Annotated in this window: 21 protein-coding genes and 1 pseudogene; 10 read left to right on the top strand and 12 right to left on the bottom strand. The window is 66.8% G+C overall.

What is annotated here, in order from left to right:
- The first annotated feature begins 159 nt into the window (after window positions 1-159).
- From A5784_RS25925 to A5784_RS25910, 4 genes and pseudogenes are all read left to right on the top strand, one after another.
- Window positions 160-1,239, top strand: a complete 1,080-nt coding sequence (locus A5784_RS25925; RefSeq protein WP_064947719.1) for a Re/Si-specific NAD(P)(+) transhydrogenase subunit alpha — start codon at window positions 160-162, stop codon at window positions 1,237-1,239.
- 1 nt (window position 1,240) lies between these two features.
- A complete protein-coding gene (locus A5784_RS25920) occupies window positions 1,241-1,591 on the top strand; it encodes an NAD(P) transhydrogenase subunit alpha part 2 (protein WP_064947718.1) in 351 nt (116 codons plus the stop codon).
- Window positions 1,588-3,009: an NAD(P)(+) transhydrogenase (Re/Si-specific) subunit beta gene (locus tag A5784_RS25915; protein WP_064947717.1), complete on the top strand. Its 1,422-nt coding sequence runs from the start codon at window positions 1,588-1,590 to the stop codon at window positions 3,007-3,009. Before A5784_RS25920 ends, A5784_RS25915 begins: the two co-directional genes overlap by 4 nt.
- Before the next feature lie 169 nt (window positions 3,010-3,178).
- Window positions 3,179-4,807: pseudogene (locus A5784_RS25910) on the top strand (xanthine dehydrogenase family protein molybdopterin-binding subunit); the annotation flags it as partial.
- Here the strand turns inward: A5784_RS25910 and A5784_RS25905 are convergent.
- Both A5784_RS25905 and A5784_RS25900 read right to left on the bottom strand, forming a co-directional pair.
- Entirely contained in the window at window positions 4,776-6,308 is a 1,533-nt protein-coding gene (locus A5784_RS25905; RefSeq protein WP_064947716.1) for a WS/DGAT/MGAT family O-acyltransferase, read from the bottom strand. The pseudogene A5784_RS25910 and the gene A5784_RS25905 sit on opposite strands and share 32 nt — an antisense overlap.
- Before the next feature lie 37 nt (window positions 6,309-6,345).
- Entirely contained in the window at window positions 6,346-7,128 is a 783-nt protein-coding gene (locus A5784_RS25900) for an SDR family NAD(P)-dependent oxidoreductase (RefSeq protein WP_064947715.1), read from the bottom strand.
- 85 nt (window positions 7,129-7,213) lie between these two features.
- Between A5784_RS25900 and A5784_RS25895 the strand changes: the two genes are divergently transcribed.
- Window positions 7,214-7,831 (top strand): QsdR family transcriptional regulator, encoded by a 618-nt coding sequence (locus A5784_RS25895; RefSeq protein WP_232006240.1) that lies wholly within the window; start codon window positions 7,214-7,216, stop codon window positions 7,829-7,831.
- 4 nt (window positions 7,832-7,835) lie between these two features.
- On the opposite strand, the gene A5784_RS25890 is transcribed toward A5784_RS25895, so the two are convergent.
- From A5784_RS25890 to A5784_RS25855, 8 genes are all read right to left on the bottom strand, one after another.
- The gene (locus A5784_RS25890) at window positions 7,836-8,597 is read right to left on the bottom strand and encodes a superoxide dismutase family protein (RefSeq protein ID WP_502687544.1); all 762 of its coding nucleotides are present in this window, start codon (window positions 8,595-8,597) and stop codon (window positions 7,836-7,838) included.
- Between the two features lie 56 nt (window positions 8,598-8,653).
- Entirely contained in the window at window positions 8,654-9,802 is a 1,149-nt protein-coding gene (gene fadA6 / locus A5784_RS25885) for a steroid 3-ketoacyl-CoA thiolase FadA6 (RefSeq protein WP_064947713.1), read from the bottom strand.
- Complete coding sequence (kstR2, locus tag A5784_RS25880; RefSeq protein ID WP_064947712.1) at window positions 9,802-10,425, bottom strand: TetR family transcriptional regulator KstR2; 624 nt, start codon at window positions 10,423-10,425, stop codon at window positions 9,802-9,804. Before kstR2 ends, fadA6 begins: the two co-directional genes overlap by 1 nt.
- A 329-nt stretch (window positions 10,426-10,754) precedes the next feature.
- A complete protein-coding gene (locus A5784_RS25875; RefSeq protein ID WP_064947808.1) occupies window positions 10,755-11,414 on the bottom strand; it encodes an AmiS/UreI family transporter in 660 nt (219 codons plus the stop codon).
- Entirely contained in the window at window positions 11,414-12,172 is a 759-nt protein-coding gene (locus tag A5784_RS25870) for a cysteine hydrolase family protein (RefSeq protein ID WP_064947711.1), read from the bottom strand. The genes A5784_RS25875 and A5784_RS25870 overlap by 1 nt, the downstream gene beginning before the upstream one ends.
- Window positions 12,173-12,237: 65 nt before the next feature.
- Window positions 12,238-13,767, bottom strand: a complete 1,530-nt coding sequence (locus A5784_RS25865) for a DUF4153 domain-containing protein (protein WP_064947710.1) — start codon at window positions 13,765-13,767, stop codon at window positions 12,238-12,240.
- Window positions 13,764-14,786, bottom strand: a complete 1,023-nt coding sequence (locus A5784_RS25860; protein WP_082945071.1) for a HAMP domain-containing sensor histidine kinase — start codon at window positions 14,784-14,786, stop codon at window positions 13,764-13,766. Before A5784_RS25860 ends, A5784_RS25865 begins: the two co-directional genes overlap by 4 nt.
- Window positions 14,783-15,448: a response regulator transcription factor gene (locus tag A5784_RS25855; RefSeq protein ID WP_064947709.1), complete on the bottom strand. Its 666-nt coding sequence runs from the start codon at window positions 15,446-15,448 to the stop codon at window positions 14,783-14,785. Before A5784_RS25855 ends, A5784_RS25860 begins: the two co-directional genes overlap by 4 nt.
- 123 nt (window positions 15,449-15,571) lie before the next feature.
- Here A5784_RS25855 and A5784_RS25850 point away from each other — a divergent pair, with 123 nt between their 5' ends.
- From A5784_RS25850 to A5784_RS25830, 5 genes are read left to right on the top strand one after another with little or no spacing between them, the layout of a single operon-like run.
- Window positions 15,572-16,870, top strand: a complete 1,299-nt coding sequence (locus A5784_RS25850; RefSeq protein ID WP_064947708.1) for an SWIM zinc finger family protein — start codon at window positions 15,572-15,574, stop codon at window positions 16,868-16,870.
- Window positions 16,867-18,315 carry a DUF5691 domain-containing protein gene (locus tag A5784_RS25845; RefSeq protein WP_064947707.1) on the top strand — a complete coding sequence of 483 codons (1,449 nt, stop codon included), beginning with the start codon at window positions 16,867-16,869 and terminating at the stop codon, window positions 18,313-18,315. The genes A5784_RS25850 and A5784_RS25845 overlap by 4 nt, the downstream gene beginning before the upstream one ends.
- Window positions 18,312-19,400, top strand: coding sequence for an ATP-binding protein (locus A5784_RS25840; RefSeq protein WP_064947706.1), 1,089 nt, complete (start codon window positions 18,312-18,314; stop codon window positions 19,398-19,400). Before A5784_RS25845 ends, A5784_RS25840 begins: the two co-directional genes overlap by 4 nt.
- Window positions 19,397-21,604 (top strand): DUF5682 family protein, encoded by a 2,208-nt coding sequence (locus A5784_RS25835; protein ID WP_156750768.1) that lies wholly within the window; start codon window positions 19,397-19,399, stop codon window positions 21,602-21,604. Before A5784_RS25840 ends, A5784_RS25835 begins: the two co-directional genes overlap by 4 nt.
- Window positions 21,597-22,745: a VWA domain-containing protein gene (locus A5784_RS25830; protein ID WP_064947705.1), complete on the top strand. Its 1,149-nt coding sequence runs from the start codon at window positions 21,597-21,599 to the stop codon at window positions 22,743-22,745. The genes A5784_RS25835 and A5784_RS25830 overlap by 8 nt, the downstream gene beginning before the upstream one ends.
- A 111-nt stretch (window positions 22,746-22,856) precedes the next feature.
- Here the strand turns inward: A5784_RS25830 and ipdF are convergent, their stop codons facing one another.
- A complete protein-coding gene (gene ipdF / locus A5784_RS25825; RefSeq protein ID WP_064947704.1) occupies window positions 22,857-23,648 on the bottom strand; it encodes a (5R,7aS)-5-hydroxy-7a-methyl-1-oxo-2,3,5,6,7,7a-hexahydro-1H-indene-carboxyl-CoA reductase in 792 nt (263 codons plus the stop codon).
- On the bottom strand, window positions 23,645-24,793 hold the full coding sequence (gene ipdE1, locus A5784_RS25820; RefSeq protein WP_064947703.1) for an acyl-CoA dehydrogenase IpdE1: 1,149 nt from the start codon (window positions 24,791-24,793) through the stop codon (window positions 23,645-23,647). The genes ipdF and ipdE1 overlap by 4 nt, the downstream gene beginning before the upstream one ends.
- Window positions 24,794-24,810: the final 17 nt, after the last annotated feature.

Genomic DNA, 24,810 nt, shown 5'->3' with positions numbered 1-24,810 from the left:
TAGAGAGGTGGCTGCCGTGTACTGCCCTGCCGGCCCGCCGCACGAACCTCGTCTCAGTTGCATACAGTATGCGATTTGCTCTAGTGTGGCAACGGTCACGTCTGGGCAGTCGCCGTGTGCGCGCAGACTTTCTGCCCTGCCCTAGCCAGGAAGAGGAATATGACGCTCATCGGAGTGCCCAGGGAGACCGCCGCGGGCGAACGCCGCGTCGCGCTGGTTCCCAAAGTCGTTGAACGACTGTGTTCCACCGGCCTGTCCGTCGTCGTCGAGACCGGCGCCGGTGCCGGCGCACTGATCCCCGACGAACACTATGAACAGGCCGGAGCCACCATCGGTGACCCCTGGCCCGCCGACATCGTGGTCAAGGTGAATCCGCCCACCACCGACGAGATCAGCCTGTTGAAGCCGGAATCCACCATCGTCGGCTTCCTCGCACCACGCACCCGCCCCGAGCTGGCCGAGGCGCTGCGCCTCGCAGGTGTCACCGGGTTCGCCGTCGAGGCGATCCCACGAATCTCGCGGGCTCAGATCATGGATGCGTTGTCATCGCAGGCCAATGTGGCGGGTTACAAGGCAGTACTCACCGCGGCGTCGGAAGCGACGCGGTTCTTCCCGATGCTGACCACCGCCGCTGGCACGGTGAAGCCCGCCAGTGTCCTCGTGTTGGGCGTCGGAGTGGCCGGCCTGCAGGCCCTTGCGACCGCCAAGCGCCTCGGTGCCCGCACGTCCGGCTACGACGTCCGCCCCGAGGTGGCAGACCAGGTCCGCTCGGTGGGCGCGCAGTGGCTCGACATCGGTATCGACGCGGCCGGTGAGGGCGGCTATGCCCGCGAACTGACCGACGAGGAGCGCGCCGAGCAGCAGAAGAAGCTCGAGCACGCGATTACCGGCTTCGACGTCGTCATCACCACCGCGCTGGTGCCGGGCCGACCCGCACCACGCCTGGTCACCGCAGCAGCGGTCGAGGGCATGAAACCCGGCAGCGTGGTGGTGGACCTCGCCGGTGAGACTGGCGGCAACTGCGAGTTGACCGAACCCGGCCGCACGGTGGTCAAACACGACGTGACCATCGCCTCGCCGCTCAATCTGCCCGCCACGATGCCCGAGCACTCCAGCGAGCTGTACGCCAAGAACATCACCGCGCTGCTGGATCTGCTGATCAAAGACGGCGCGGTGGCACCGGATTTCGATGATGAGGTGATCGCCGAATCGTGCATCACCCGCGAGAGGAACAACTGAGATGTATGACCAGTTGCTGGGAAACCTGGCCATTGTGGTCTTGTCGGGATTCGTCGGGTTCGCGGTGATCTCCAAGGTCCCCAACACCCTGCACACGCCGTTGATGTCGGGCACCAACGCGATTCACGGCATCGTGCTCATCGGCGCGCTGGTGGTGCTGGGCCGCGTCGAACATCCGTCGCCGGCCGAGCAGGTCATCCTGTTCGTCGCGGTGGTGTTCGGAACACTCAACGTGGTGGGCGGCTTCGTGGTCACCGACCGCATGCTCGGCATGTTCAAAGGCAAAAAGTCCGTCAGCACGGCGGCCGACCAGGCGGCCCCCGCCGCGCAAACGAATGGGCAAGCGCGATGAACTATCTCGTCACAGTGCTGTACATCATCGCGTTCGCGATGTTCATCTACGGCCTGATGGGTCTGACCGGACCGAAGACCGCGGTGCGCGGCAACTGGATCGCCGCAGCGGGCATGGCGATCGCGGTGATCGCCACCCTGCTCGCCGTCCGCCACACGCACAACTGGGGATTGATCATCGCAGGCCTCCTGCTCGGCGTGGTGCTGGGTGTGCCGCCGGCCCGGTTGACCAAGATGACCGCCATGCCGCAACTCGTCGCACTGTTCAACGGGGTGGGCGGCGGCACTGTCGCGCTGATCGCACTGTCGGAATTCATTGACACATCCGGCTTCTCGGCGTTCCAGCACAATGAGTCGCCGACCGTGCACATCGTGGTGGCGTCGCTGTCCGCAGCGATCATCGGATCGATCTCGTTCTGGGGATCGATCATCGCGTTCGGGAAACTTCAGGAAGTCCTGCCGGGCCGCCCCATCGGCATCGGAAAACTGCAACAGCCGCTGAACCTGGTGTTGTTCGCCGGCGCGATCACGGCCGCCGTGACGATCGGGCTGGGCGCGCACCCCGGCGGCGGGTCCTCTGTGTGGTGGATGATCGGGCTGCTGTTCGCGGCCGGGGTGCTCGGGTTGATGGTGGTGCTGCCGATCGGCGGCGCCGACATGCCCGTCGTCATCTCGTTGCTCAACGCCCTGACCGGATTGTCGGCTGCCGCAGCTGGATTGGCACTCAACAACACCGCGATGATCGTCGCGGGCATGATCGTCGGCGCGTCTGGTTCGATCCTGACCAACCTGATGGCCAAAGCGATGAACCGCTCCATCCCCGCGATCGTCGCCGGTGGATTCGGTGGCGGCGGCGGGGCGGCGTCCAGCGACAGCGAAGTCGACAAGGTCGTCAAGGCGACCTCGGCGGCCGATGCGGCGATCCAGATGGCCTACGCCAACCAGGTCATCGTCGTCCCCGGCTACGGATTGGCCGTGGCGCAGGCCCAGCATGCCGTCAAAGACCTGGCTGCGATGCTCGAACAGCGCGGGGTGCCGGTGAAATACGCCATCCACCCGGTGGCCGGCCGGATGCCCGGCCACATGAACGTCCTGCTGGCCGAGGCGGACGTCGAGTACGACGCGATGAAAGAAATGGACGACATCAACGACGACTTCTCCCGCACCGACGTCACGATCGTCATCGGCGCCAACGACGTCACCAACCCGGCAGCACGAAACGACCCGAGCTCACCGATTCACGGCATGCCCATCCTCAACGTCGACAGATCCAAATCGGTCATCGTGCTCAAGCGCTCGATGAACTCCGGGTTCGCCGGCATCGACAACCCGCTGTTCTACGCGGAGGGAACGACGATGCTGTTCGGCGACGCGAAGAAGTCCGTCACCCAGGTCGCAGAGGAACTCAAAGTGCTCTAGGTGCTACCCGAGGTCTTTGCCCATCGCGATGCCAAGTGCGCCGCGGCCTTGGCCGACTGATCGAAACTCTTTGCGTTTCATAGAGATGTCGCGCTGGATTGCGCTGATGAACATTCACCGCGAGCGCGGCACGCCTACCTCCCGAGATCCTGCGCTCGATTCACCTGCCCGCCGCCGGTTGGTGATTCGTACCAGTTCTCAGGTCCCCTTCCTGGTCCGTGACGAACTGTGCCACATCTTCGGGCTGGCCCGCGATGATGTCCACGTGTTCGCCAAGCGGGTCGGTGGGGGCTTCGGCGGCAAGCAGGAAATGCTGGTGGAGGATCTCGTGGCGCTGGCCGTGCTGCGGCTGGGCGTACCGGTGCGCTATGAGTTCAGCCGCAGCGATCAGTTCACCGTGGCGCCGTGCCGGCATCCGTTCCGCGTTGACGTGACCGTGGCCGCGGACGCGTCGGGCGATCTGACCGCCCTGGCGGTCGATGCTCTGGTCGATGCCGGCGCGTACGGCAATCACAGCCCGGGCGTGATGTTCCACGGCTGCAGTGAATCGGTCGCGGTGTACCGGTGTCCGAACAAAAGGGTTGACGCTCAAGCCGTTTACACCAACAATTTGCCGTCGGGCGCATTCCGCGGCTATGGGCTGGGGCAGATCATGTTCGCGATCGAGTCCGCGATGGACGAGCTGGCGCAGCGCCTCGGCATCGATCCGTTCGAATTCCGGCGGCGCAATGTCATCACGCCCGGAGATCCGTTCGTGGATTCGCACGTGCTCGACGATGACCTCACCTTCGGCAGCTACGGGCTGGATCAATGCCTGGATCTCGCCGAGCAGGCGCTGCGGCGGGGCAACGGGGCCGTCGCGCCCGAAGGATGGTCCGTGGGCGAGGGCATGGCGGTGGCGATGATCGCGACGATTCCGCCGCGTGGGCATGTCGCCGAGGCCACGGTGTCGGTCGACGCCGACGGCGTGTACACCTTGTGCGTGGGGACGGAGGAGTTCGGCAATGGCACCACCACGGTGCACGCACAGCTCGCCGCCCACGAACTCAACACCGTCACCGATCGGATCGTGATTCATCAATCCAACACGGCGACAACAGGTTACGACACCGGTGCGTTCGGTTCGGCCGGCACGGTGGTGGCCGGCCGCGCGACGGTGCAGGCGTGCCGCCAGTTGCGCACAGCGCTGGAGAGGTCCGCAGGCGAGGTCACCGGGATATCACCAGCGCAGTGCACGCTGGAGCGCAATGGCGTGCAGTGTGCCGAGAGCCTGGTCGATTTCGGCGCTCTACCCTCATCGTTGACCGGCCGCGGACGCCATGACGGCACACCGCGTTCGGTCGCCTTCAACGTGCAGGCGTTTCGCGTCGCGGTCAACCCCGAGACCGGCGAGGTGCGGATCCCGCAATCGGTGCACGCTGCCGACGCCGGCGTGGTGATCAACCCCGAGCAGTGCCGAGGGCAGGTGGAAGGCGGTGTGGCACAAGCGATCGGGTCGGCATTGTTCGAGGAGATCCAGATCGGACCGGACGGCACGGTGCTGACCCAGACGCTACGCAACTATCACATTCCGCAGTTGGCCGACGTTCCGGTGACCGAGGTCTACTTCGCCGACACCTACGACGAGCTCGGGCCACTCGGCGCGAAAACGATGAGCGAGTCACCGTACAACCCGGTGGCGCCCGCGTTGGCCAATGCCATCGGCCGGGCCTGCGGCGTGCGCCTGCACCGGTTGCCGATGACACCGGCGCGAATATGGCGTGCGGTCAGCAGATCTCGTCGGGCTGCGCAATCCTGATCCGGCCCCGGCGCGGATGCGCGGGCTGCGGCTCCTCGGCCCACTCCGCCCCGGTCGCCGCGAACAGCCTGCCGATTTCGTCGATGTGCATGTCGACCAGGTCCCACACATCGGGCACGAGTTCGCGGTCGACGACAAAGCCCAGATCGAGGCGGTCCAGGTAGCTCACCACGGTGATGTTGAGCCCCTGTCCCTCGGTGACGATCGACACCGGGAACTGATGGCGCAGTTGGGCACCGGCGAAGTACACGGGTTGACGAGGTCCGGGCACGTTGGAGATCACCAGGTTGAACGGCGTGGCCGCGATGCGGTGAGCCAACCCGAACCGCGACGCCAATCGCATCGCGGAGGTCGAGAGCACGGGCGCCGAGAACTGGGCCAGGTCGCCGAGCTGATCGGCGGGCATCAGATCCAGCAGCCGCTTCGCGTCGAGCATCGCCGCGCGGCAGCGGGCCACCCGCTCAAGCGGGTCTTCGCAGTCCGTCGGCAATTCGGGGAAGATCGCCGACACGCGGTTGGTCCACGGATCCTCTTCGTCACCGGTACGGATCGAGACCGGCACCATGGCCCGCAGCGGACGGTCGGGCAGCGCGTCGTGGGCGAGCAGATACTGGCGCAACCCGCCTGCGCAGATCGCCATGACGATGTCGTTCACCGTGCCGCCGGTCGCGTTCTTGAGCCGCTTGATGTTCTCCAGCGAGGTGGTCCGCATCGCGAAGCGCCGATGTCCGGTGATGGGCTTGTTCCACGGGGTCGGCGGCGCAGGTGAGGTCGGCAGCGGAATCTTCGGCCCATCGTCTTTGCCCAGTCGCGCAAGGGATTTGATTGCCGATCCGGTCTTGCTTGCCGCGCTGCTGACGCTGTCGATGCCTGCGGCGTCGGCGAGCTGGCGCACCAGGCGAGTCTGAACCCGCAGGGCCTTGACGGGGTGACCGGCGAGGTTGACGGCCGTTTTGCGCAGCAGTTCGACGGTGCTCGGCAGCTCTTCGGGTTGCCAGGCCGGGCCCGGTCCGGGCGGCGTGGCGTCCGGTTCGGTGTCGGTGATGATGTTGAGCATCAGTTGTCCGGCGGCACCGTCGACGGTGGCGTGGTGGTATTTGGTCAACAGGGCCCAGCGACCGCTGTGCAGGCCGTCGATGACGTAGACCTCCCACAGTGGCCGGCTGCGATCCATGGCGCGCCCGACGATGCGCGACACCTGGTCGGCCAGTTGGTCGGCCATTCCCGGTCGAGCCAAATGGATTTCACGGATGTGGAAGTCGAGGTCGAAGTTGGGATCGTCGACCCAGTACGGATGGTCGAGGCCGAGCGGCACCTCGACCAACCGCCGACGCAGCGGTTCGAGCTCACCGATCAGCGACGCGTACTTGGCGTACACCGCGGCGTACGGGTCGAACTCCTCGTTGGGGCGTTCGAAGATCATCAGCCCGGTGACGTGCCCGAAGGTTGTCGGGGTCTCCAGGTAGAGGAATGTGGCGTCGAGGCCGCTGAGCTGCTTCACGGATCCTTCTCTTCTCGATTCTTGTGGGGTGGTGCGCTCAGCTGGTGAGCATGCCGCCTTCGACGGGCAGGGTGACGCCGGTGATGTAGCTGCTGGCGTCACTGGCCAGGAAGACCAGTGCGGCACTGAGTTCGTGTGCGTGACCGAGCCGTCCGACCAGGGTACGGGGCAGGATGGCCTGTTCGAAGTAGTTGTTCTCGAATTGGTCGGTCATCTCGGATTCGAAGTAACCCGGAGCCAATGCGTTGACCCGGATGCCTTTTCGCCCGGTCCACTGCTGGGCGAGGTCACGTGTGAGGCCGATGAGGCCGGCTTTCGACGAGGCGTACGCGGCCTGCGGCAGGCCCGCGGTCGTCAGTCCGAGCACGCTGCTGATGTTGATGATCGAGCTGCCCGGCTTCATGTGGGCCGCGCAGGCCTGCGCCATCCAGTAGCAGCCGTTGAGGTTGAGATCGATGACGGAGCGGAACTGGTCTGGCGTCTCCCGCGTCGCGGGGACGGCCGTGCCGACGCCGGCGTTGTTGACCAGGATGTCGACGCGCCCGAACGTGTCGACGGCCGCTTGCACGAGGGCCCGGCAGTCCGCCGGATCGGTGACGTCGGTCCGCACCGCGACGGCCTTGCGGCCTGCGGCTTCGACCAGTTGCCGGGTACCGGCCAGGCGGTCCTCACGCCGCGCACCGAGCGCGACGTCGGCGCCCGCCTGGGCCAGCGCCTGCGCGAATCCGACTCCGAGGCCGCTGGACGCCCCGGTCACGACCGCGACGCGGCCGTCGAGGCGGAAAAGATCGAGGATCGAAGCCGAGTCAGCGTGGGTCACCCATGCATCATATCCGGATATGTTGCATAGTCGAGACGTATGGAGACATATATCACTGATGCAGCGATTGATAGGATGTCGCCAAGTGGATGAGGAGGGCATCATCGCCGAGACACCGTTGGGACGCATGCTCGCGTCGACCGACCGCAAGCCAGACCCTCTGGACGCGTTCCGGATTGCCCGCGGCTGGTTCCTGGGCGGCCGCCGCATCGAGATGGGGGAACTGGCAACCGAACTCGGCGTCAACCGGGCCACGCTGTTCCGGTGGGTCGGCGGCCGCGACGAGCTGTTGGCCGAAATCCTGTGGTCGCTGGCCGAGCCGACACTGACCGCGGCCATCGAAGCCTCACCCGGACATGGCGCCGAACGCATCTCCCACGCCGTCGGCCGCTTCGCCACCCTGATCGACCAGGCCGGGTTCTTCCAGGAGTTTCTACGTCGAGAACCCGAACGCGCGCTGCGCATCCTCACCACGCGCGCGGGCAGCGTGCAATCCCGCCTGGCCGCGGCCATCGAGCAGCTGCTCAACGACGAGATCAGCAAGGGCCACCTGGAATCGTCGCTTCCGCCGCGCGACCTGGCCTACCTCGTCGTGCGCATCGTCGAATCGTTCCTGTACGCCGACATCATCACCGGCGAGCCACTTGAGATCACCCAGGCCGAGCAGGCCATCGCCGCGCTGTTGGGGCACCGGGCCGCCTGACGGCTCAGCCGGCGGGCTGGCCAGGAACGTTGGGCACCTGCGGTGACGTGACGGTGGTCGGTGACACCGTCACCGTGACCGTGCTGGTGCTCGGGCTGGTCGTGGTGGTGCCCGTCGTCGGGGACGGGGTCGTCGGGGACGTGGGCGACGTGGTCGTGGCCGCCGGGGCGCCCGGCGCGATGACCGTTGTGGTCACCGTCGAGGTCGATGTCGAGGTGGCCGTGCCTGCCGCGAGGACGCCGCAGGCCAGCGGTTTGCCGGACGGGGACGCGGACGCAGCGCCACTGCGATTGGTCGGCCCGGCGTCGAGGACGAGCGAGGCGCCTTGACCGCTCTGCAGATCAGCCGCGGTGAAATCCGCCGACGTCGTCACGAGCTTGGCCCCGCCGTCGGGACGCACCTGCAGATCGGCGAGGTCACCGCTGGCCGAATAGGTGTTGTGCCCGCTGACCTGTAGCGGACTTCCCGGCGAGGAGAAGTCGCACGTGCCGACCGAGTGGATCTGCAAGCCGTGGAAGCCTGGGCTGAGCAGCCCGGTTCCCGCCGACTGCACCGTGATCGTGGCATAACCGTTGGCGAATTCGATCGACGCGTTGGCGACGGTGGTCCCGTCGGAGGTCTTCAAGTCCGTCTTCAATGCGCCGCCTGCGGCACCGGTGGTTTGCGGGATCCCCGATTCGCCACCCCCGGTGGAGGACTGGTTCGAGCACGCACTTGCACCGATGACAGAGACGGCGACGACCGCAGCAACAGCGATGGGCTTCATCATCTTCGCGGGATTCCCCGTTGCCCGCGCGTTAAACGACCCGCCGAGCGGTCGGACTAGAGGCGCTCGATGATGGTGACGTTCGCGGTGCCGCCGCCTTCGCACATGGTCTGCAGACCGTAGCGGCCGCCGGTGCGCTCCAGGGTGTTGAGCATGGTCGCGAAGAGCTTGGCACCGGTTGCGCCGAGCGGATGGCCCAGCGCGATGGCGCCACCATTCGGGTTCACCTTCTCGGGATCTGCCTTGGTCTCCTTGAGCCACGCCAGCACGACGGGCGCGAAAGCCTCGTTGATCTCGACGGTGTCGATGTCGTCGATCGACAGTCCCGTCTTCTCCAGCGCGTACTGGGTGGCCGGGATGGGACCGGTCAGCATCATCACCGGATCGTCACCACGCGCGCTGATGTGGTGGATGCGCGCCCGCGGCTTCAGGTTGTACTTGTTGACGGCCTCTTCCGATGCCAGCAGCACAGCCGATGCGCCGTCGGAGATCTGGCTGGCCAGTGCGGCAGTCAGCCGGCCGCCCTCGACCAGCGGCTGCAGGGCGGCCATCTTCTCCAGCGTGGTCTCGCGCGGCCCCTCGTCGACGCCGAACTCCCCGACCGGGACGATCTCGTTGTCGAAATGGCCTGCCCGGATCGCGGCGAACGCGCGCTGATGGCTGTTGTAGGCGAACTGCTCCATCTCTTCGCGGGAGATGTCCCACTTCTCGGCGATCATCTCCGAACCGCGGAACTGCGAGATCTCCTGGTCACCGTAGCGGTGCAGCCAGTTCTTGGATTCGTTTGTGGGGGAGGTGAATCCGAATTGATTGCCGACCACCATGGCCGAGGAGATCGGCACCCAGCTCATGTTCTGCATGCCGCCGGCCAGGATGACGTCGGCCGTGCCAGACATGATCGCCTGTGCGCCAAAGGAAATCGCCTGCTGCGACGATCCGCACTGCCGGTCCACCGTGACGCCGGGGACGGCCTCCGGGTATCCGGCGGCGAGCCAGGCCAGTCGGCCGATGTTGCCTGCCTGTCCCCCGATGGCGTCGACACAGCCGACGATGACGTCGTCGACGACCCCGGGATCTACGTCGTTGCGGTCAAAGATGGCCCGAAAAGCGTGTACTCCCAAATCGATTGGATGCACATCGGCCAACGCCCCCTTCTTCTTACCGATAGGGGTGCGCACCGCGTCGACGACATAGGCCTCAGGCATTACTGGTCTCCTTTGACAGTGGTGCCGTCGGCGGTGATTCCGCCGAGGACAATGGCGAGGTATTGCCGGCCGACCTGCTCGGCCGAGAGCGGTCCGCCGGGTTGATACCAGCGGACCGAAACCCAGGTGGTGTCCCGGATGAAGCGGTACACGAGGTCGACGTCGAGGTCGGGCCGGAACGATCCGTCGGCGATACCCTGCTGCAAGATGTCGACCCACATCTTGCGCTGCTCTTTGTTGCGGGCCTCGACGAAGGCGAACTGCGGCTGCGCGGAGAGCCGTTTGGCCTCGTCCTGGTAGATCACCACCTGGGCGTGCCGATGCTCGATGGCCTCGAAGGACGCCATGAAAAGGCCTTTGAGCCGCTCCAGCGGGGCGGCTTCCTGGTCGACGATCTGTTGATAGCGCGCGAACAGCCAGTCCAGGAAGTCCCGCAGCACCTCTTCGACCATTTGTTCTTTGGATTTGAAGTGGTGGTACAGACTTCCCGAGAGGATTCCTGCGGAGTCGGCGATATCGCGGACCGTCGTTGCTTTCAGACCGCGTTCGGCGAACATCGTCGCAGCGAGTTCGAGGAGTTCGTCCCGCCTGCTTGCCGGCTGGCTCGACGTTTCCGGCGCCATGCCGACAGCATAGCAACCAAGCGCTTGCTAGGTCACGCCGGAGTTGGGTTCACCAGGTCGAGTGGCCAGTTACGTACGTCAGACGCGTCAGATGCGTACACAAGTGGCCACTCGGCGTCGCGGGGTGACGGGGTGACGGGGTGACGGGCTCGAAGTCCATGCCCCGGGCGAGTGGCCAGTTACGTACGTCAGACACGCCAAATGCGTGCACACGTGGCCACTCGGCACCGCCCCCAGCCCCACCGCCCCACGAGCGTGCGCAAAGTGCTGGTCAAACACGGCGTGTCGGTCAACAAACACGCACGCTCGCGCAGCCGAGCCACCGAGCGTCACGCTGGCTGCGGCACGCCCTCGCTGACGCGCGCAACCGTCACCACATCCTCGACGGGAGGCGAGCTGCGGCGCGCCAGCACCACGGACAGTGCCCCACCGAACAGCAGCACCACCAAGGCGGCGAGCCCGGCCACCACCGAGGTGGGCCACAGCCCGTTGAGCAGCAGGATCGCCGGCACCGTGCAGGTCGGGACGCCGAGCAGCACCAGGAACCATCCAGTGAAATGCCCCAGGTCCAGGCGGCCCACCCTGGTCACTCCCAGACCCAGCAGCACGAAGAACAACGTCCACATGGCGGCCCACGTCGCCCAGATCACCGCGAACATCGGATCGGTGCCGACGCTCTTGATCGCGTAGTACACCGCGATGGCCGCGACGAACGAGCTGTACCAGCCGAACCCGCGCGGGTCGATGTCGAAGATCTGGATGAACCCGAACCACAGATAGGTGAACCCGAACAGATAACTCGGCCAGGTCGCGTTCACGATGCCCGGATTGCCTTCGGACTGGAACAGCACGAGCGTCGGCAGCACCACCTGGGCGGCCCCGACAAACAGGTTCAGCGGCGCGGCCCCGCGGGCGTCCACGACGCCGACCGACACCAGCCCGTTGACGAACAGCGCCACACCGACGAGCAGCAGTCCGACGTTTCCCATCAGCGCCCCACCCATTCCACGAATTGCTCAGAGGTGATGACGGGCGCGAAAAAGTTGTTGATGCGCTCGAACGCTGCCCGCTCCTGATCCGGGTGGGCCGCGCCCGTCGCATCGCCGATGACGATCGGCAGCAGGCCGTGATCGCGGGCCGCCCGGGCGTTGCCTTCGACGCACCAGTCGAGGTGTATCCCGGTGAGTACCAACACCTCCACCCGCTGCCGACTCAACGCCAGCGGCAGATCGGTACCGACGAACGCCGTCTGCAGCGCCTTCTCGTAGAGTTCGTTGTCGCCGGGCTCGACCAGCTCGCGCAGTTCGCCGACAAGTTCGTTGTCCCAAGCGATCTGGTCGGCGGTGGCGTCGATGTGCCCGGTCCACCCGTCGTACTGCGCCTTGTCGAAATCTGTCTGCGGGTAGTCGCCACGAAACACCGAGAACCCGATCCAGTTGAACGACACGAAGTTCGGCGCCGACCGCGCCGCTCTGGCCACCTTCACCGTCGCCTCCAGGCTGCCGCGGAACGCATGCCCTTCGGCGTACTGCACCCCACCCGGTTTGTACAGCGAGTTGGATTGGCTGATCGACAGGAATGCGGCCGGCCGGGAAAGGATCTCGCGGAAGTCGAGCTGCTCCCACTGCTTGGCCAGCGGCGGGATGGCGGCTCGGTTGTCGGCCGGATATCCCAGTGCCTCGGGGTCCAGCGCAACCGGTTCGAGCGGAGTGGTCTGAGGTGAGCCGTTGACGGCGAGTGCGGTCACACCCGATACCTTCGACCGCCTGGGGCCTGGTTCACAGTCTTTGAATCGACGCGATTCTGGATGGCTTACCGGTAGTCGTACGACCAGTACGGCGAGCAGGAGTCCGGCAGATCGCTCACCACGGGGCGGTCGGCGAGTGACCGCGACAGGTTGAACAGGTACCAGGGGTCCGAATGCGGCCCGTCGGATCGCACGCACGCGCGGATGTGCTCGGGTAGCCGGTGCAGTGCCGGGTCGATGTCAGACGACAGCCTGGATAGATACTCGGCGTCGAGCTGGCCGGTCTGCTCGTAGCGGTCGATGTTGCGGTCGGCGACGAGCCGCTCGGGATTGAGCGCCGCCAGCCCGAGCAGCGCCACCACGCCTGCCACCAGTACCGCGTGCGGCAGCCAACGCCCTGACATCCGCACCCCGGCCGCGGCGACGAGCAGGAAGACCACACCCAGCCACAGTTCGATCGTGACGACCATGAGCCGATCGGTGCTGAAGCCGTACGCCTGCTGGTAGAGCCACATGCGGTGGATGGCCGAGATGACGACGACAACCGATGTGGCACAAAGGATTCCGACCAGGATCCGCAACACCCGGCGGTCGGTGGCGCTGGCGCGCCCGGCGACCCGGATCGCCACACTGAGCACCAGCAAGGTCAGTGCCGACACCCACAGCAGCTGCCAGAACCCCTGCCGGGCGTATTCGGCGTACGTCAGCCCTTCGGTTTCCAGGACATGGGTGTCACCACCGAACAACACCGCGGCCTGCACCACCACGAACGCGATGAACAGAACGTCGAGCGCTCCCAGCGGCAGCGCCCACTCCCAGCGCGGCACGGGCCGCATCGGCGCGGGGGCCAACGCGTCGAGCCGGGGCGGGAAGCGGGTCAGGTAGGCCCCGCCGAGGACGAAGGACACGACGATGCCGAAGACGACGACGCGCGCGGCGATGTCGACACCGTCGAAGGCCGGCACGAGATTGCCTGCCATGTGTGCAAATGCCGCGTCCGCCGAGGCGAACAACGCGCCGAACACCACGGCCAGCAGCACGGTCAGGCCGATGACGATGGCGACGCGAGCCGGGTTGGCGACACCCACCCGGCTGGGCAGTCCGCGCCGCACCCATCCGCTCACGCGGGCAGGCAACACCCACGGCAGAAACGGCCCGGTGAACACCGAGGTCCAGGTGCGCCCGCCGAACAGCGTGCACCAGCCGACGATCCAGGCCGCCATGATGCACAGCACGCCCAGCCAGCCGGCGGCCAGCAGCGCCGGTACCGCGAGCAGCGCCAGGGTGAGCGTGATGCCGGCCCATTCGGTGCGAGTGGGCCGGCGCTCGGCGGTGCCGTAGACCACGCCGAACACCATGGCGCCCACGGCCAGGTAGCCGATGCTGAGCACCGACGGTCGCCATACCGCTGTTCCCACCAGGCCCGCCACCACGGCGAGCATCAGCAGCCGTCGCGATATCGACGCCAACGGGTCGATCGGCCATACCCTCCGTGACCACACCGTCCATCCGGGCTCCCCGGAGCGTGGCAGCGCCGGGCCGATCAGCGGGGGCATGATCGGCTGCCCCGGGGCTCCTGCCGTCAACGTCGTCACGCCGATTCCTCCTTCGATTCCGGGATGCTCACCCTGATCCGGCAACCCACCCCGGGGTCCATCACTTCGATGACCCCGCCGTGCAATTCGACTGCCCACCGTGCGATCGCCAGGCCCAGCCCTGTCCCGCCGTCGGTGGTGGCGCCGCGCGTGAACCGCTCGAAGACCCGCTCCCGCTCGGTGGGTGCGATGCCGGGGCCCTGGTCGGTCACCTCCAGCCGGAGGCCCGATGCCCCTCGGCTGGCCCGTACCGTGACGCGGGCACCGGCCGGACTGTGCCGAATCGCGTTGTCCACCAGATTGATCACCACCTGCCGCAGCCGTGCCGGGTCGGCTGCGGCCTTGAGATCCGGCGGGGACACCCGGATGTCCACCGGCACCGTGCTCGCCGACACCGAGACGTGTTCGACGGCATCGCGCAGAAACTCGTCGACGTCGAACCGGCTGATCTGCAACGGTATTGCCCCACCTTCGATTCGGGAGAGATCGAGCAGATCGGTCACCAACTCGCCGAGGCGCTCGGTCTGCGACAGTGCCATCCGCATGGTGTCAGCGTCGGGTTCGACCACCCCGTCTACGATGTTCTCCAACACCGCCCGCAACGCCGTTATGGGCGTGCGTAATTCGTGCGACACGTTGCCGATCAGTCCGCGTCGGTAATCGTCGGCAGCTTCCAGGTCGGCCGCCATCTGGTTGAATGCGGTTGCCAGCTGGCCTATTTCATCACGCGACGTCGCGCGCACCCGGATGCTGTAGTCGCCGCGGGCCATGGCCAGCGCCGCCGCGGTCATCTGCCGCAGTGGTGAGGTCATACCGTGGGCCAGGAACTGCGTCAACGCCAGTGACGCCGCCAGGGCGGCCAGCAGCGCATAGCGGAACTGCCAGCTCGCACCGATCCAGAACGTGAACGAGGCCAACAGGATCGCCCCACCGACCAGCAGACCGGTCTTGACCTTGAAGGACGCGAACGGATCCAGCGGGCGGGGCAGCCGGTCCCACAGCTCGCCTATCGAATTCACCGCGGAACCTCGAGGGCGTACCCCACACCATGCACGGTCCGGATGAGCTCGGACCCGAGTTTGCGGCGCAGTGCTTTGACGTGGCTGTCCACGGTTCGGCTCTCGACGTCGGAGGTCCAGCCCCACACGTGTTCCAGCAGCGTCTCCCGGGCCACCGCGGCGCGCGGTCGGCCGGCGAGGAAGGCCAGCAAGTCGAATTCCGTTCGGGTCAGGTGGATTTCGACAGGGCCCTGATGCACCCGACGCTCGGCCAGATCGATGCGGTACTCCCCCACCGACAGCGGCTGGTCGCCGGACGCCCGGTCCACCCGCCGCAGCAGCACCCTCACCCGGGCCACCAGCTCGCGCATGCTGAACGGCTTGGTCAGATAGTCGTCGGCGCCGATGCCCAGGCCGATGAGCATGTCGGTCTCGTCGGTGCGGGCAGTCAGCATCAGCACCGGCACCGCGCGGTCGGCCTGGATCCGTCGGCACACCTCGAGTCCGTCGAAGCCGGGCAGCATCACGTCGAGCACCACCAGATCAGGCTGGATCGCCGCAGCGGTTGCTACCGCCGACGGTCCGTCGGCAGCGGTCTCGACCTCGAACGCCTCGGCGCGCAGCCTGGTGGCCACGGCGGACAGGATGGTCGGCTCGTCGTCGACCACCAGGATTCGCTTCACGAATCCGACTCTAGGTGCAGGTTGTGGTGGCCACGGGCAGCGATTGTGAAGATCCTGTGGAGACCGTGTCGGCCGTTCTGGCTACGCTGGCCTGGGTCAGGACATGTCAGGAGGGGCATCGGGGTGGACCAGAACGCGGCATGGTCCACGGACGAGGTGCGTCAGTTTGCCGGGAAGGCCTACGCCGCGGGCCAGAAGCTGGCAGGCGCTGCGGGCTGGTCCAACACGGGTGCCACCCAGACCCTGTTGTGGGGCGACTTTCAGGGCAGCGGGCGGACGCCGTACCGCGTGCAGGTCAACTTGGTGGGCCCGACGTACAAGTGCTCGTGCCCGTCGCGGCAGTTCCCCTGCAAGCATGTGGTCGGTCTGGTGCTGCGCTGGTGCGGCGGCGGCGTGGATGCATCCGAAGCCCCGGCGAGCACGTTGGCGGCGCCCGCCGCTCCGAAGGCGCCGCGCGAAATCAGCGAGAAAGCCATCGAGGCGCGGCAGCGCAGCGTCGCCGAGGGTTTGGAACAGCTCGACCGGTGGATCCATGATCAGATCCACAACGGTATCGCCGGGATCAGCACCGATCCGTACGCCGGGTGGAGCGAACCGATCGCCAAACGCATGGTCGACGCCAAGGCGCCCGGCCTGGCGGGCTGGTTGCGCAACCTGCCCGGCTATCTCACGCACGACGACTGGCCGCGCATGATCATCGAGGATCTCGGGTTGATGCAGCTGCTCATCGACGCCTACCGCACCATCGACACCCTGTCCGACGAGACGGCCGCGGCGGTACGCCGCCACATCGGGTTCACGGTGGCGCGGGCCGAGGTGCTGGCGACTGATCCGGTGACCGACACCTGGCAGGTTCTCGGCTACGCGGAGACTTTGGAAGATCGCTACACCACGCGGCGAATGTGGTTGAGCGGCAACAGTACGGGGCTGCTGGTCAACGTGCAGTCCACCGCGCCGAGCGGCGCCAGTTTCGACAACCGGCTCACACCGGGACGCGAATTCACCGGTGACGTGTATCTGTATCCCGGCGGCCCGTCGAGCTTCCGTGTCGCGATCCCCGACGGCGACGTGCCGACGACGCCGATCGGGCAGCTGGCGGTCACCGGCACGGGCATCGCCACGGCGCTGGCTGGGCGGGCTCGCGCTCTGGCCGTCGACCCGTGGCTGCTGCGCTACCCCGCCATCGTCACCGCCCGGCCCCTGCAGCACAGCAAGCCCAAACGCCGCCAGCTGGTCGACGCGGACGGCAATGCGTTACCGGCGATCTGCGACGACGACCGCTGGGCGCGGTTGCAGGCCGCAAGCGGCGGCCGGCTACATCCGATCCTGGTTGAGATCACCACAGCCGGGATCGATCCGCTGTCGCTGCTGAGCGATGCACCGCCGTCGCGCCTGACCGGACCGGCGGTGACCGCATTATGAGCGACTACCAGCGGATGATCTCTGCCGCGACGGTGGGATTCGGCGCGAAACCGTTTCCGGCAGGCACATTCGATGCTCCCGTCGACGGCAGCGTCGCCGCGGTGTGCGACGCCGACGATTCCGTCGGGTCGGTGCTTCGGGTGGCCGGCCTCTATGCCGTCGCCCGCCGGGCCGGGCAATTGCCGTCATCGGTCGAGCCGGCCACGGCGCCCGCACCGGCTGAAACCCGGCCGCTGATCACCGGTGCGCACGCGTTCCTGATCGAGCGGGCACTCACCATCAGGCCCATCCTCGATGGCGTGCTCGGCGATATCGCGGCGGCCGGTCTGCGGCTGCCGCCCCGGCTCATCCCCGAACTGTTGCGGCTCCAACAGAGCAGTGTTGTGACGCAATCACTTTGGGACGCTGTCGGGACTGCCGGCCAGTGGTACGCCGTCGAGCACTACGGACGCGGGCACCGCGCGCTGCGCAACGTGCTGCGGGCGGACACTACCGACTGGCCCAAGGAGACCGACTACACCCACGGCGACATCGCCAAACGACTCGAGTGGCTCACCGCGGCCCGCGCGCTCGCCCCTGACCGGGCTCGCGACGTCGTGGCGGCGCACTGGGCTTCCGAGGATGCCGAGTCGCGGGCGACGCTCTTGGCGGCGTTCGGGTATCCCGAGCACGACGCCGATGAGCCGTTCCTGGAGGCCGCGCTCGACGATCGTGCCGTCACCGTACGCAGTGCCGCTGTGGCCGTGCTCGACCGGCGGTCCCGCAGCCGGTACCTCGACCGCATGAAAGAACGTGCCGCTCAGATCTTCTCGGTCAAGAAATCGATGCTCGGCGTGAAGATCACCGTCCATCCCCTGCCCGGACCCGACACCGCCGCTGTCCGCGACGGGCTGAGCACCACCAAACCCGAACCCGTCATCGCGCGCACCCCGATCACCTTCTGGGCCGAGGTCTTCGCCGCGGTGGCACCGGAGAAGGTGGCCCGCGCGCTGCCAGAGACCGTGCTCGCGGCGCTGACGCTCAGTGCGCTGCGCGGCAATGACCCCAAATGGGCAGTTGCCCTGTTGCAGCATTGTCTGCCAAGCGATTACGGGACCTTCTACGATCCTGCCACCGCACACCCGGCGATCTCTGCCGAGATGATCCGCGCTCTCACCAACACTGCGGAGTCCGCGCCCCTGCTGCGCCTCGCGGCGGGCCTGCCGCGGCCGTTCACCCGTGAGGTGGCCGACGCACTCTTCGGGTCCTTGGCCGGGGCCGGTTGGGGAACCGCGCGTCAGCGTCGGGAGGCCGCCGCACACTTGGCAGCCGGATATCCGCTGGACTGGCTGCCGCGTTTCGCCGCACTGGTCGACCGCACGACCGACGAAGAACTGCACAAGTTCTATGCCACCGTGTTCGAACTGCTCACCCTGCGATCCGACATTGCAAAGGAACTGCCATGAACCCGACCCTGCTGCGCCCGCACGCCGAGCAGTTGTTCGCCGCAGAACTCGCCGCGCTGCGCGCCGCCGATACCTTGCCGGTGCCGCCGAACTGGTCAATGTCGCCGCACGCCGTCGTGAGGTACCTGCTCGGCGGGGAAACCGTTGAGGGCGTGGAGATCACCCCGAAATACATCGGCCCGCGGCGCCTCGTGGAGGTGGCTGTCGCGACGCTCGCGACCGACCGCGCCTTGCTGCTGCTCGGGGTTCCCGGTACCGCCAAGACGTGGGTGTCGGAGCATCTGGCGGCGGCGGTGACCGGGGATTCGACGCTGCTGGTGCAAGGCACCGCGGGCACCGTCGAGGAGGCCGTGCGGTACGGCTGGAACTATGCCCGGCTGATCGCGGAAGGCCCGTCGGAGCAGGCTCTGGTCCCGTCACCCATCATGACCGCGATGCGGGACGGCAAGATCGCCCGCCTCGAAGAACTCACCCGCATCCCGTCTGAAGTACAGGATGCGCTCATCACGGTGCTATCCGAAAAGACCTTGCCCATACCGGAACTCGGCACCGAGGTACAGGCGAAGCAGGGCTTCAACGTGATCGCGACGGCCAACGACCGCGACCGCGGTGTCAATGATCTGTCGTCGGCACTGCGGCGCCGGTTCAACACCGTGGTGCTTCCCCTGCCCGCGAGCCTCGACGACGAGGTGGAGATCGTGACGCGCCGCGTGGCCGATATCAGCGGATCGCTACAACTCCCTGAAGTACCGACATCGGCCGACGAAATCCGGCGCGTGGTCACGGTTTTCCGCGAGCTGCGCTCAGGCCTGACCGCGGATGGCCGCAACAAACTCAAGCAACCGTCGGGCACACTGTCCACGGCGGAGGCGATCTCCGTTGTGACGCAGGGCATCGCGATGTCGGCGCACTTCGGCGACGGGGTACTGCGACCCGCCGACACCGCGGCGGGCATCGTCGGCGCGGTGGTGAAGGATCCGGTCAACGACGCGGTGGTGTGGCTGGAATACCTCGAGGCCGTAGTGCGGGAACGCGACGGCTGGGCCGACTTCTACCGGGCTTCGCGGGACGTGCTCAACTCGTGACCACCCACGTCCTTGGCATACGGCATCACGGACCCGGATCTGCGCGTGCCGTGATGTCCGAGCTGGACCGGATCAGGCCCGACGTCGTGGTCATCGAAGGCCCAGCCGATGCGAACCCGCTCACCACCGATGTCGACCACGCCGACATGGTGCCGCCGGTGGCGATCATGGCGTATGCCGTCGATGATCCTGCGGTGTCGGCGTTTTGGCCGTTCGGCGGCTTCTCCCCCGAATGGCAGGCGCTGCTATGGGCCGCGCGCAACCAGGTGCCGGTGCGGTTCTGCGATCTTCCCGCCGCCACCGTGCTGGCCCAGCGTGACGAGCGGCACGAGGAGGTGTCGCGGGTACGGGTCGACCCGATCGCAGCGCTGGCCGAGGCCGCCGAGTACGACGATCCGGAACGCTGGTGGGATGACGTCGTTGAATCGCGTACGGACGGCACTGGGTTCGACGCGATCACCGATGCCATGCGGACCGTGCGGGAACTCGAGCCCGGCGAAGAAGATCCGACCGAGCAGCAGCGCGAAGCACATATGCGTCAGGTGATCCGCAAGGCCGTCAAGGAGTTCGCGACGGTCGTCGTGGTGTGCGGAGCGTGGCATGCGCCGGCGCTCCAGTTATCTGGTGCTCCTCGCGTGCGCGATGGGAAATTGCCTGCCGCGAGCGCGGATTCCGCGTTGCTGCGCGGGCTGCCGAAAGTGAAGTGCGCGACGGTGTGGGTGCCGTGGACACATTCGCGGCTCTCCGCGGCTTCGGGATACGGTGCGGGCATCCGCTCGCCGGGTTGGTATCAGCACGCGTTCCTCGAGCGGGACCGCCCGGTGGAAACCTGGCTCACGATGGCGGCCAGAGCTTTACGCGAGCATGACATCTTCGTCTCGTCGGCGCATGTCATCGAAGGAGTCCGGCTGGCCAAGGCGCTGGCCGCGATGCGGGGCCGGGCCCATCCCGGTTTGAGTGAGGTCAACGAGGCCTCCGAGGCCGTGCTGTGCGAGGGCTCTGACACCCGGTTCGGCCTGATCGTGCGCGAGCTGGTCATCGGCGAACGGCTGGGCAGCATTCCCGAACACCTGCCGATGGTGCCGCTGCTTGCCGACATCACCAAGCAGCAGAAGTCGTTGCGGCTCAAGCCCGACCCGACCGCCAAGCAGGTCACCCTCGACCTGCGTAAGCCCAACGACCTCGCCAAGTCCCATCTGCTGCATCGGCTCGCGGTCCTCGACATTCCGTGGGGCGAGCCCGAGATGATCAGTGGGCAGGGCACATTCAAGGAAGCCTGGACACTGCAGTGGCTGCCGGAGTTCGCGGTGAAGGTCGTGGTGTCATCGGTGTGGGGCAACACCGTGTACCGCGCCTGCAAGGCCAAACTGGCCGATACTGCTGCGAACGCCACGCATCTGGGTGAGGTCACCGCGGCCATCGAGGCGGCGCTGCTCGGCGGCGTCGACGAGGCGGTCTCGCCGCTGCTGACCATCCTGGAGAACAAGGCCGCGGTCGACCGTGACCTGACCGAGCTGATGGCGGCCCTTCCCGCACTGGCCCGGTCGCTGCGCTACGGCGATGTGCGCCGCACCGATGCCGGTGCGCTCGGCGTGGTCACCACATCGCTGCTGCGCCGCGTCAACGTCGGGCTGCCCGCGACGCTGACCGGCCTGGGGGCCGACGCTGCCGCTGAGATGCTCGCACATGTCAACGCCGTCACCGACACTGTCGATCTGCTGGATGCCGACGTTCGCGGTGAATGGCTCGCCACCATCGCACGCCTGGCCGATCGCGACGATCTGCACGGCAGCCTGGTCGGCCGGTTCGTCCGTATCGGTGTCGACGGAGCCGTGTTCACCACGACCGAGGCGGCGCGACGCATGCGCCGCGCCCTGAGCGTCGGCGCACCCGCCGACGAGAAGTCGGCCTGGATCGAGGGTTTCCTCTCCGGCAGCGGGCTGCTGCTGGTGCACGACACGGAGCTGCTGGCTGTGATCGACGAATGGCTGATCGGTCTGACGGCAACCGAATTCACCGACGTCCTGCCTCTGGTGCGTCGTACTTTCAGCACGTTTGACGCCGGCATCAAGCGCAACATCGGCCACGCGGTCGCCACGGCAGGCGCCACCGTCCACACCGAATTCGACATCGAAGCCGCCCGCGCCCGCCCCGCGGTGATCGCGGCGGCGGCCATCTTCGCACGAGGTATCGCCCATGGCTGACGAAACTGTCCCCGACGAACGCGACCGCCGGTGGCGGCTGGTGCTGGGGTCTGACGCGGAGTCATTGCCGAGCCTGCAAGGCGGGGACGTCGAAATGGACAAGGCACTGTCTGCGTTGTACGACCGCAAAGGTGGGCTCGGTGGCTCGGCACCTCGGGTGGCACGGTGGCTGGGCGATATCCGAAAGTACTTTCCCAGCACCGTGGTTCAGGTGATGCAGCAAGACGCCATCGAGCGGCTCAATCTGCGCATGCTGTTGCTCGAACCGGAGATGATGGACAGCGTCGTGCCGGACCTGTCGCTGGCCACCACGCTGATCACTCTCGGCGAGGCCATCCCCGACGAGTCGAAAGCCTCCGCGCGGGCCCTGGTCCGCAAGGTCGTCGCGGACATCGAGCGCCGCATCGCCGACGGTACACGCGCCACCCTTCGCGGGGCACTGTCCCGCAATGCCCGCACCAACCGGCCGATGGCCTCCGACATCGACTGGAATCGCACCATCGCTCGGAACCTGAAAACCTTTCAGCCTGACCTGAACACGATCATCCCCGAACGACTCGTCGGATTCCGTCGCGCCGGCCGCTCGGTCACCAAGGACATCGTGCTGGCCATCGACCAGTCCGGATCGATGGCCGAATCGATCGTGTACTCAGCGGTTTTCGGCGCAGTCATCGCGTCGATGCGCTCGCTGCGCACGTCGCTCGTGGTGTTCGACACCGAAGTCGTCGACCTCACCGAGCTGCTCGACGATCCTGTCGACGTGCTGTTCGGCACTCAGCTCGGTGGCGGCACCGACATCAACCGGGCCATCGCGTACTGCCAGACGCTCATCACCCGGCCGGCCGACAGCATCTTCGTCTTGATCTCCGACCTCTACGAGGGCGGCGTGCGCGACGAGATGCTGGCTCGGGTCAAACAACTCGTCGACGCGGGCGTGCAGGTCGTCGTGCTGCTTGCGCTGTCCGATTCGGGCGCACCATCATTCGACCGCGAGATCGCCGCCGACCTGGCCGCCATGGAGATCCCCGCGTTCGCGTGCACGCCCGATGCCTTTCCCGAACTGCTGGCGCTGGCCATCACCAAGGGCGACATCCGCGGCTGGGCGGACCGAACCGGGCTCGCGCAGCGTGGGATGGAATAGGACTAGTCGCATGCCGCCGATTTTGACATCAGGGCTGTTGCGATCAACGAAGCGCGACCCTGGCGTCGAAATCGGTGATTCACATCGCGTGCGTAACGTGGTGGCGGAAAACTAGGCCCGCTGACTCGACACCGAGATGACTTCGCCCGTGAGGTAACTGGAGTAGTCGCTGGCCAGGAACGCGATGGTCGACGCGATCTCCCACGGCTCGGCGGCGCGGCCGAACGCCTCGTCGGAGGACAGCCGGTCCAGCAGTTCGGCACTGGCCGACTTCTCCAGGAACTTGTGCCGTGCGATGCTCGGCGACACCGCGTTGATCCGCACCCCGTATTCGACGGCTTCGATTGCGCTGCACCGGGTCAGCGCCATCACGCCGGCCTTGGCCGCGGCGTAATGCGACTGTGAGTGCTGCGCTCGCCAACCCAGCACGCTCGCGTTGTTGACGATGACGCCGCCGTGCTCGACCCCGCGGAAGTACCGCAGCGCCGCCCGCGTGGCCCGCATGACCGAGTTCAGCGTCACGTTCAGCACGCGGTCCCACTCGTCGTCGGTCATGTCGACCAGCGGGGTCTCGCCGCCGAGGCCGGCATTGTTGACCAAAACGTCCAGGCGGCCCATCTTTTCGACCGCTGACGTGATCAGAGCGTCGACCGCTTCGGTGGAGGTGACGTCGCAGACCACGGCCTCGACCCGGCCCAAACCCAACGAAGCCAGCTGCTCCTGGGTCTCCTTGAGGCGCCGCTCGTGGTAATCGGACACCACGACATCGGCGCCCTCCAGCAGGGCGCGCCGTGCGGTGGACGAGCCGATGCCGGTTCCCGCGGCGGCGGTCACCAGGACCACCTTGTCCTTCAGCAGACCGTGGCCCTCAACCTCTTCGGGCGCTGTGGAGAGATCGCTCATCCCTTAGCCTCTCGGGGTAGGCCGAGCACCCGCTCGGCGATGATGTTGCGCTGAATTTCGTTGGACCCGCCGTAGATGGTGTCCGAGCGTGAGAACAGGTACAGCCGTTGCCATTCGTCGAACTCGCCGTCATCCAGCGTCAGCCCGGCCATGCCCTGCACGTCCATGGCGATCTCGCCGAGTTCACGATGCCAGTTGGCCCACAACAGCTTCGACACTGAGTCTTGGCCAGGCTGTTCGGCGTCCATGGTCGCCAACGCATAGGACCGCATGGCCTGCAGGCCCGTCCAGGATCGCGTCAGTCGTTCGCGGATCAGCGGGTCGTCGGCCGCGCCGGTCCGCTTGGCGAGCTCGACGAGGTTGGAATGCTCACGGGCATAGCGGATCTGCTGCCCCAGCGTCGAGACCCCGCGCTCGAAGGTCAGCGTGCCCATCGCCACGCGCCAGCCGTCGCCGGGAGCCCCGACCACCAGCGAGGCGTCAGTGCGGGCGTCGTCGAAGAACACCTCGTTGAACTCGGAGTCGCCGGTGAGCTGGATGATCGGCCGGATCTCGACGCCCGGCTGATCGAGCGGCACCAGCAGATACGACAGCCCGGCGTGGCGCTTCGAGCCCTTCTCGGTGCGGGCCACCACGAAACACCACTGCGCCCAGTGGGCCAGCGACGTCCACACCTTCTGTCCGTTGATCACCCATTCGTCGCCGACCAGCTCGGCCGTCGTCGCGACATTGGCCAGGTCGCTGCCCGCGTTGGGCTCGGAGTAACCCTGGCTCCACAGCTCGGTGACATCGAGGATCTTGGGCAGAAACCGCTGCTGCTGTTCGGGGGTGCCGTACTCGATGAGGGTCGGCCCGAGCAGCTCCTCGCCCAGGTGGTTGACCTTGTCGGGCGCGTTCGCGCGGGCGTACTCCTCGTAGAACGCGACCCGGTGCGCGACGGACAGTCCGCGTCCACCGTGTTCAACGGGCCAACCCAGGCAGGTCAACCCGGCTGCGGCGAGGTGTTGATTCCATGCCCGCCGCTCTTCGAACGCCTCATGCTCACGACCCGGTCCGCCCAGGCCCTTGAGCGCGGCATATTCACCGACGAGATTGTCTGCGAGCCACTGCCGGACCTCGGCCCGGAACTCCTGGACCTCTATCACCCCTGTAGGCTAACCTA

The sequence above is a fragment of the Mycobacterium sp. 852013-50091_SCH5140682 genome (genome assembly GCF_001665685.1).
GTDB lineage: Bacteria > Actinomycetota > Actinomycetes > Mycobacteriales > Mycobacteriaceae > Mycobacterium.
The sequence above is the reverse complement of the archived record's forward strand: the minus strand, read 5'-3'. Positions and strand labels throughout refer to the sequence as shown.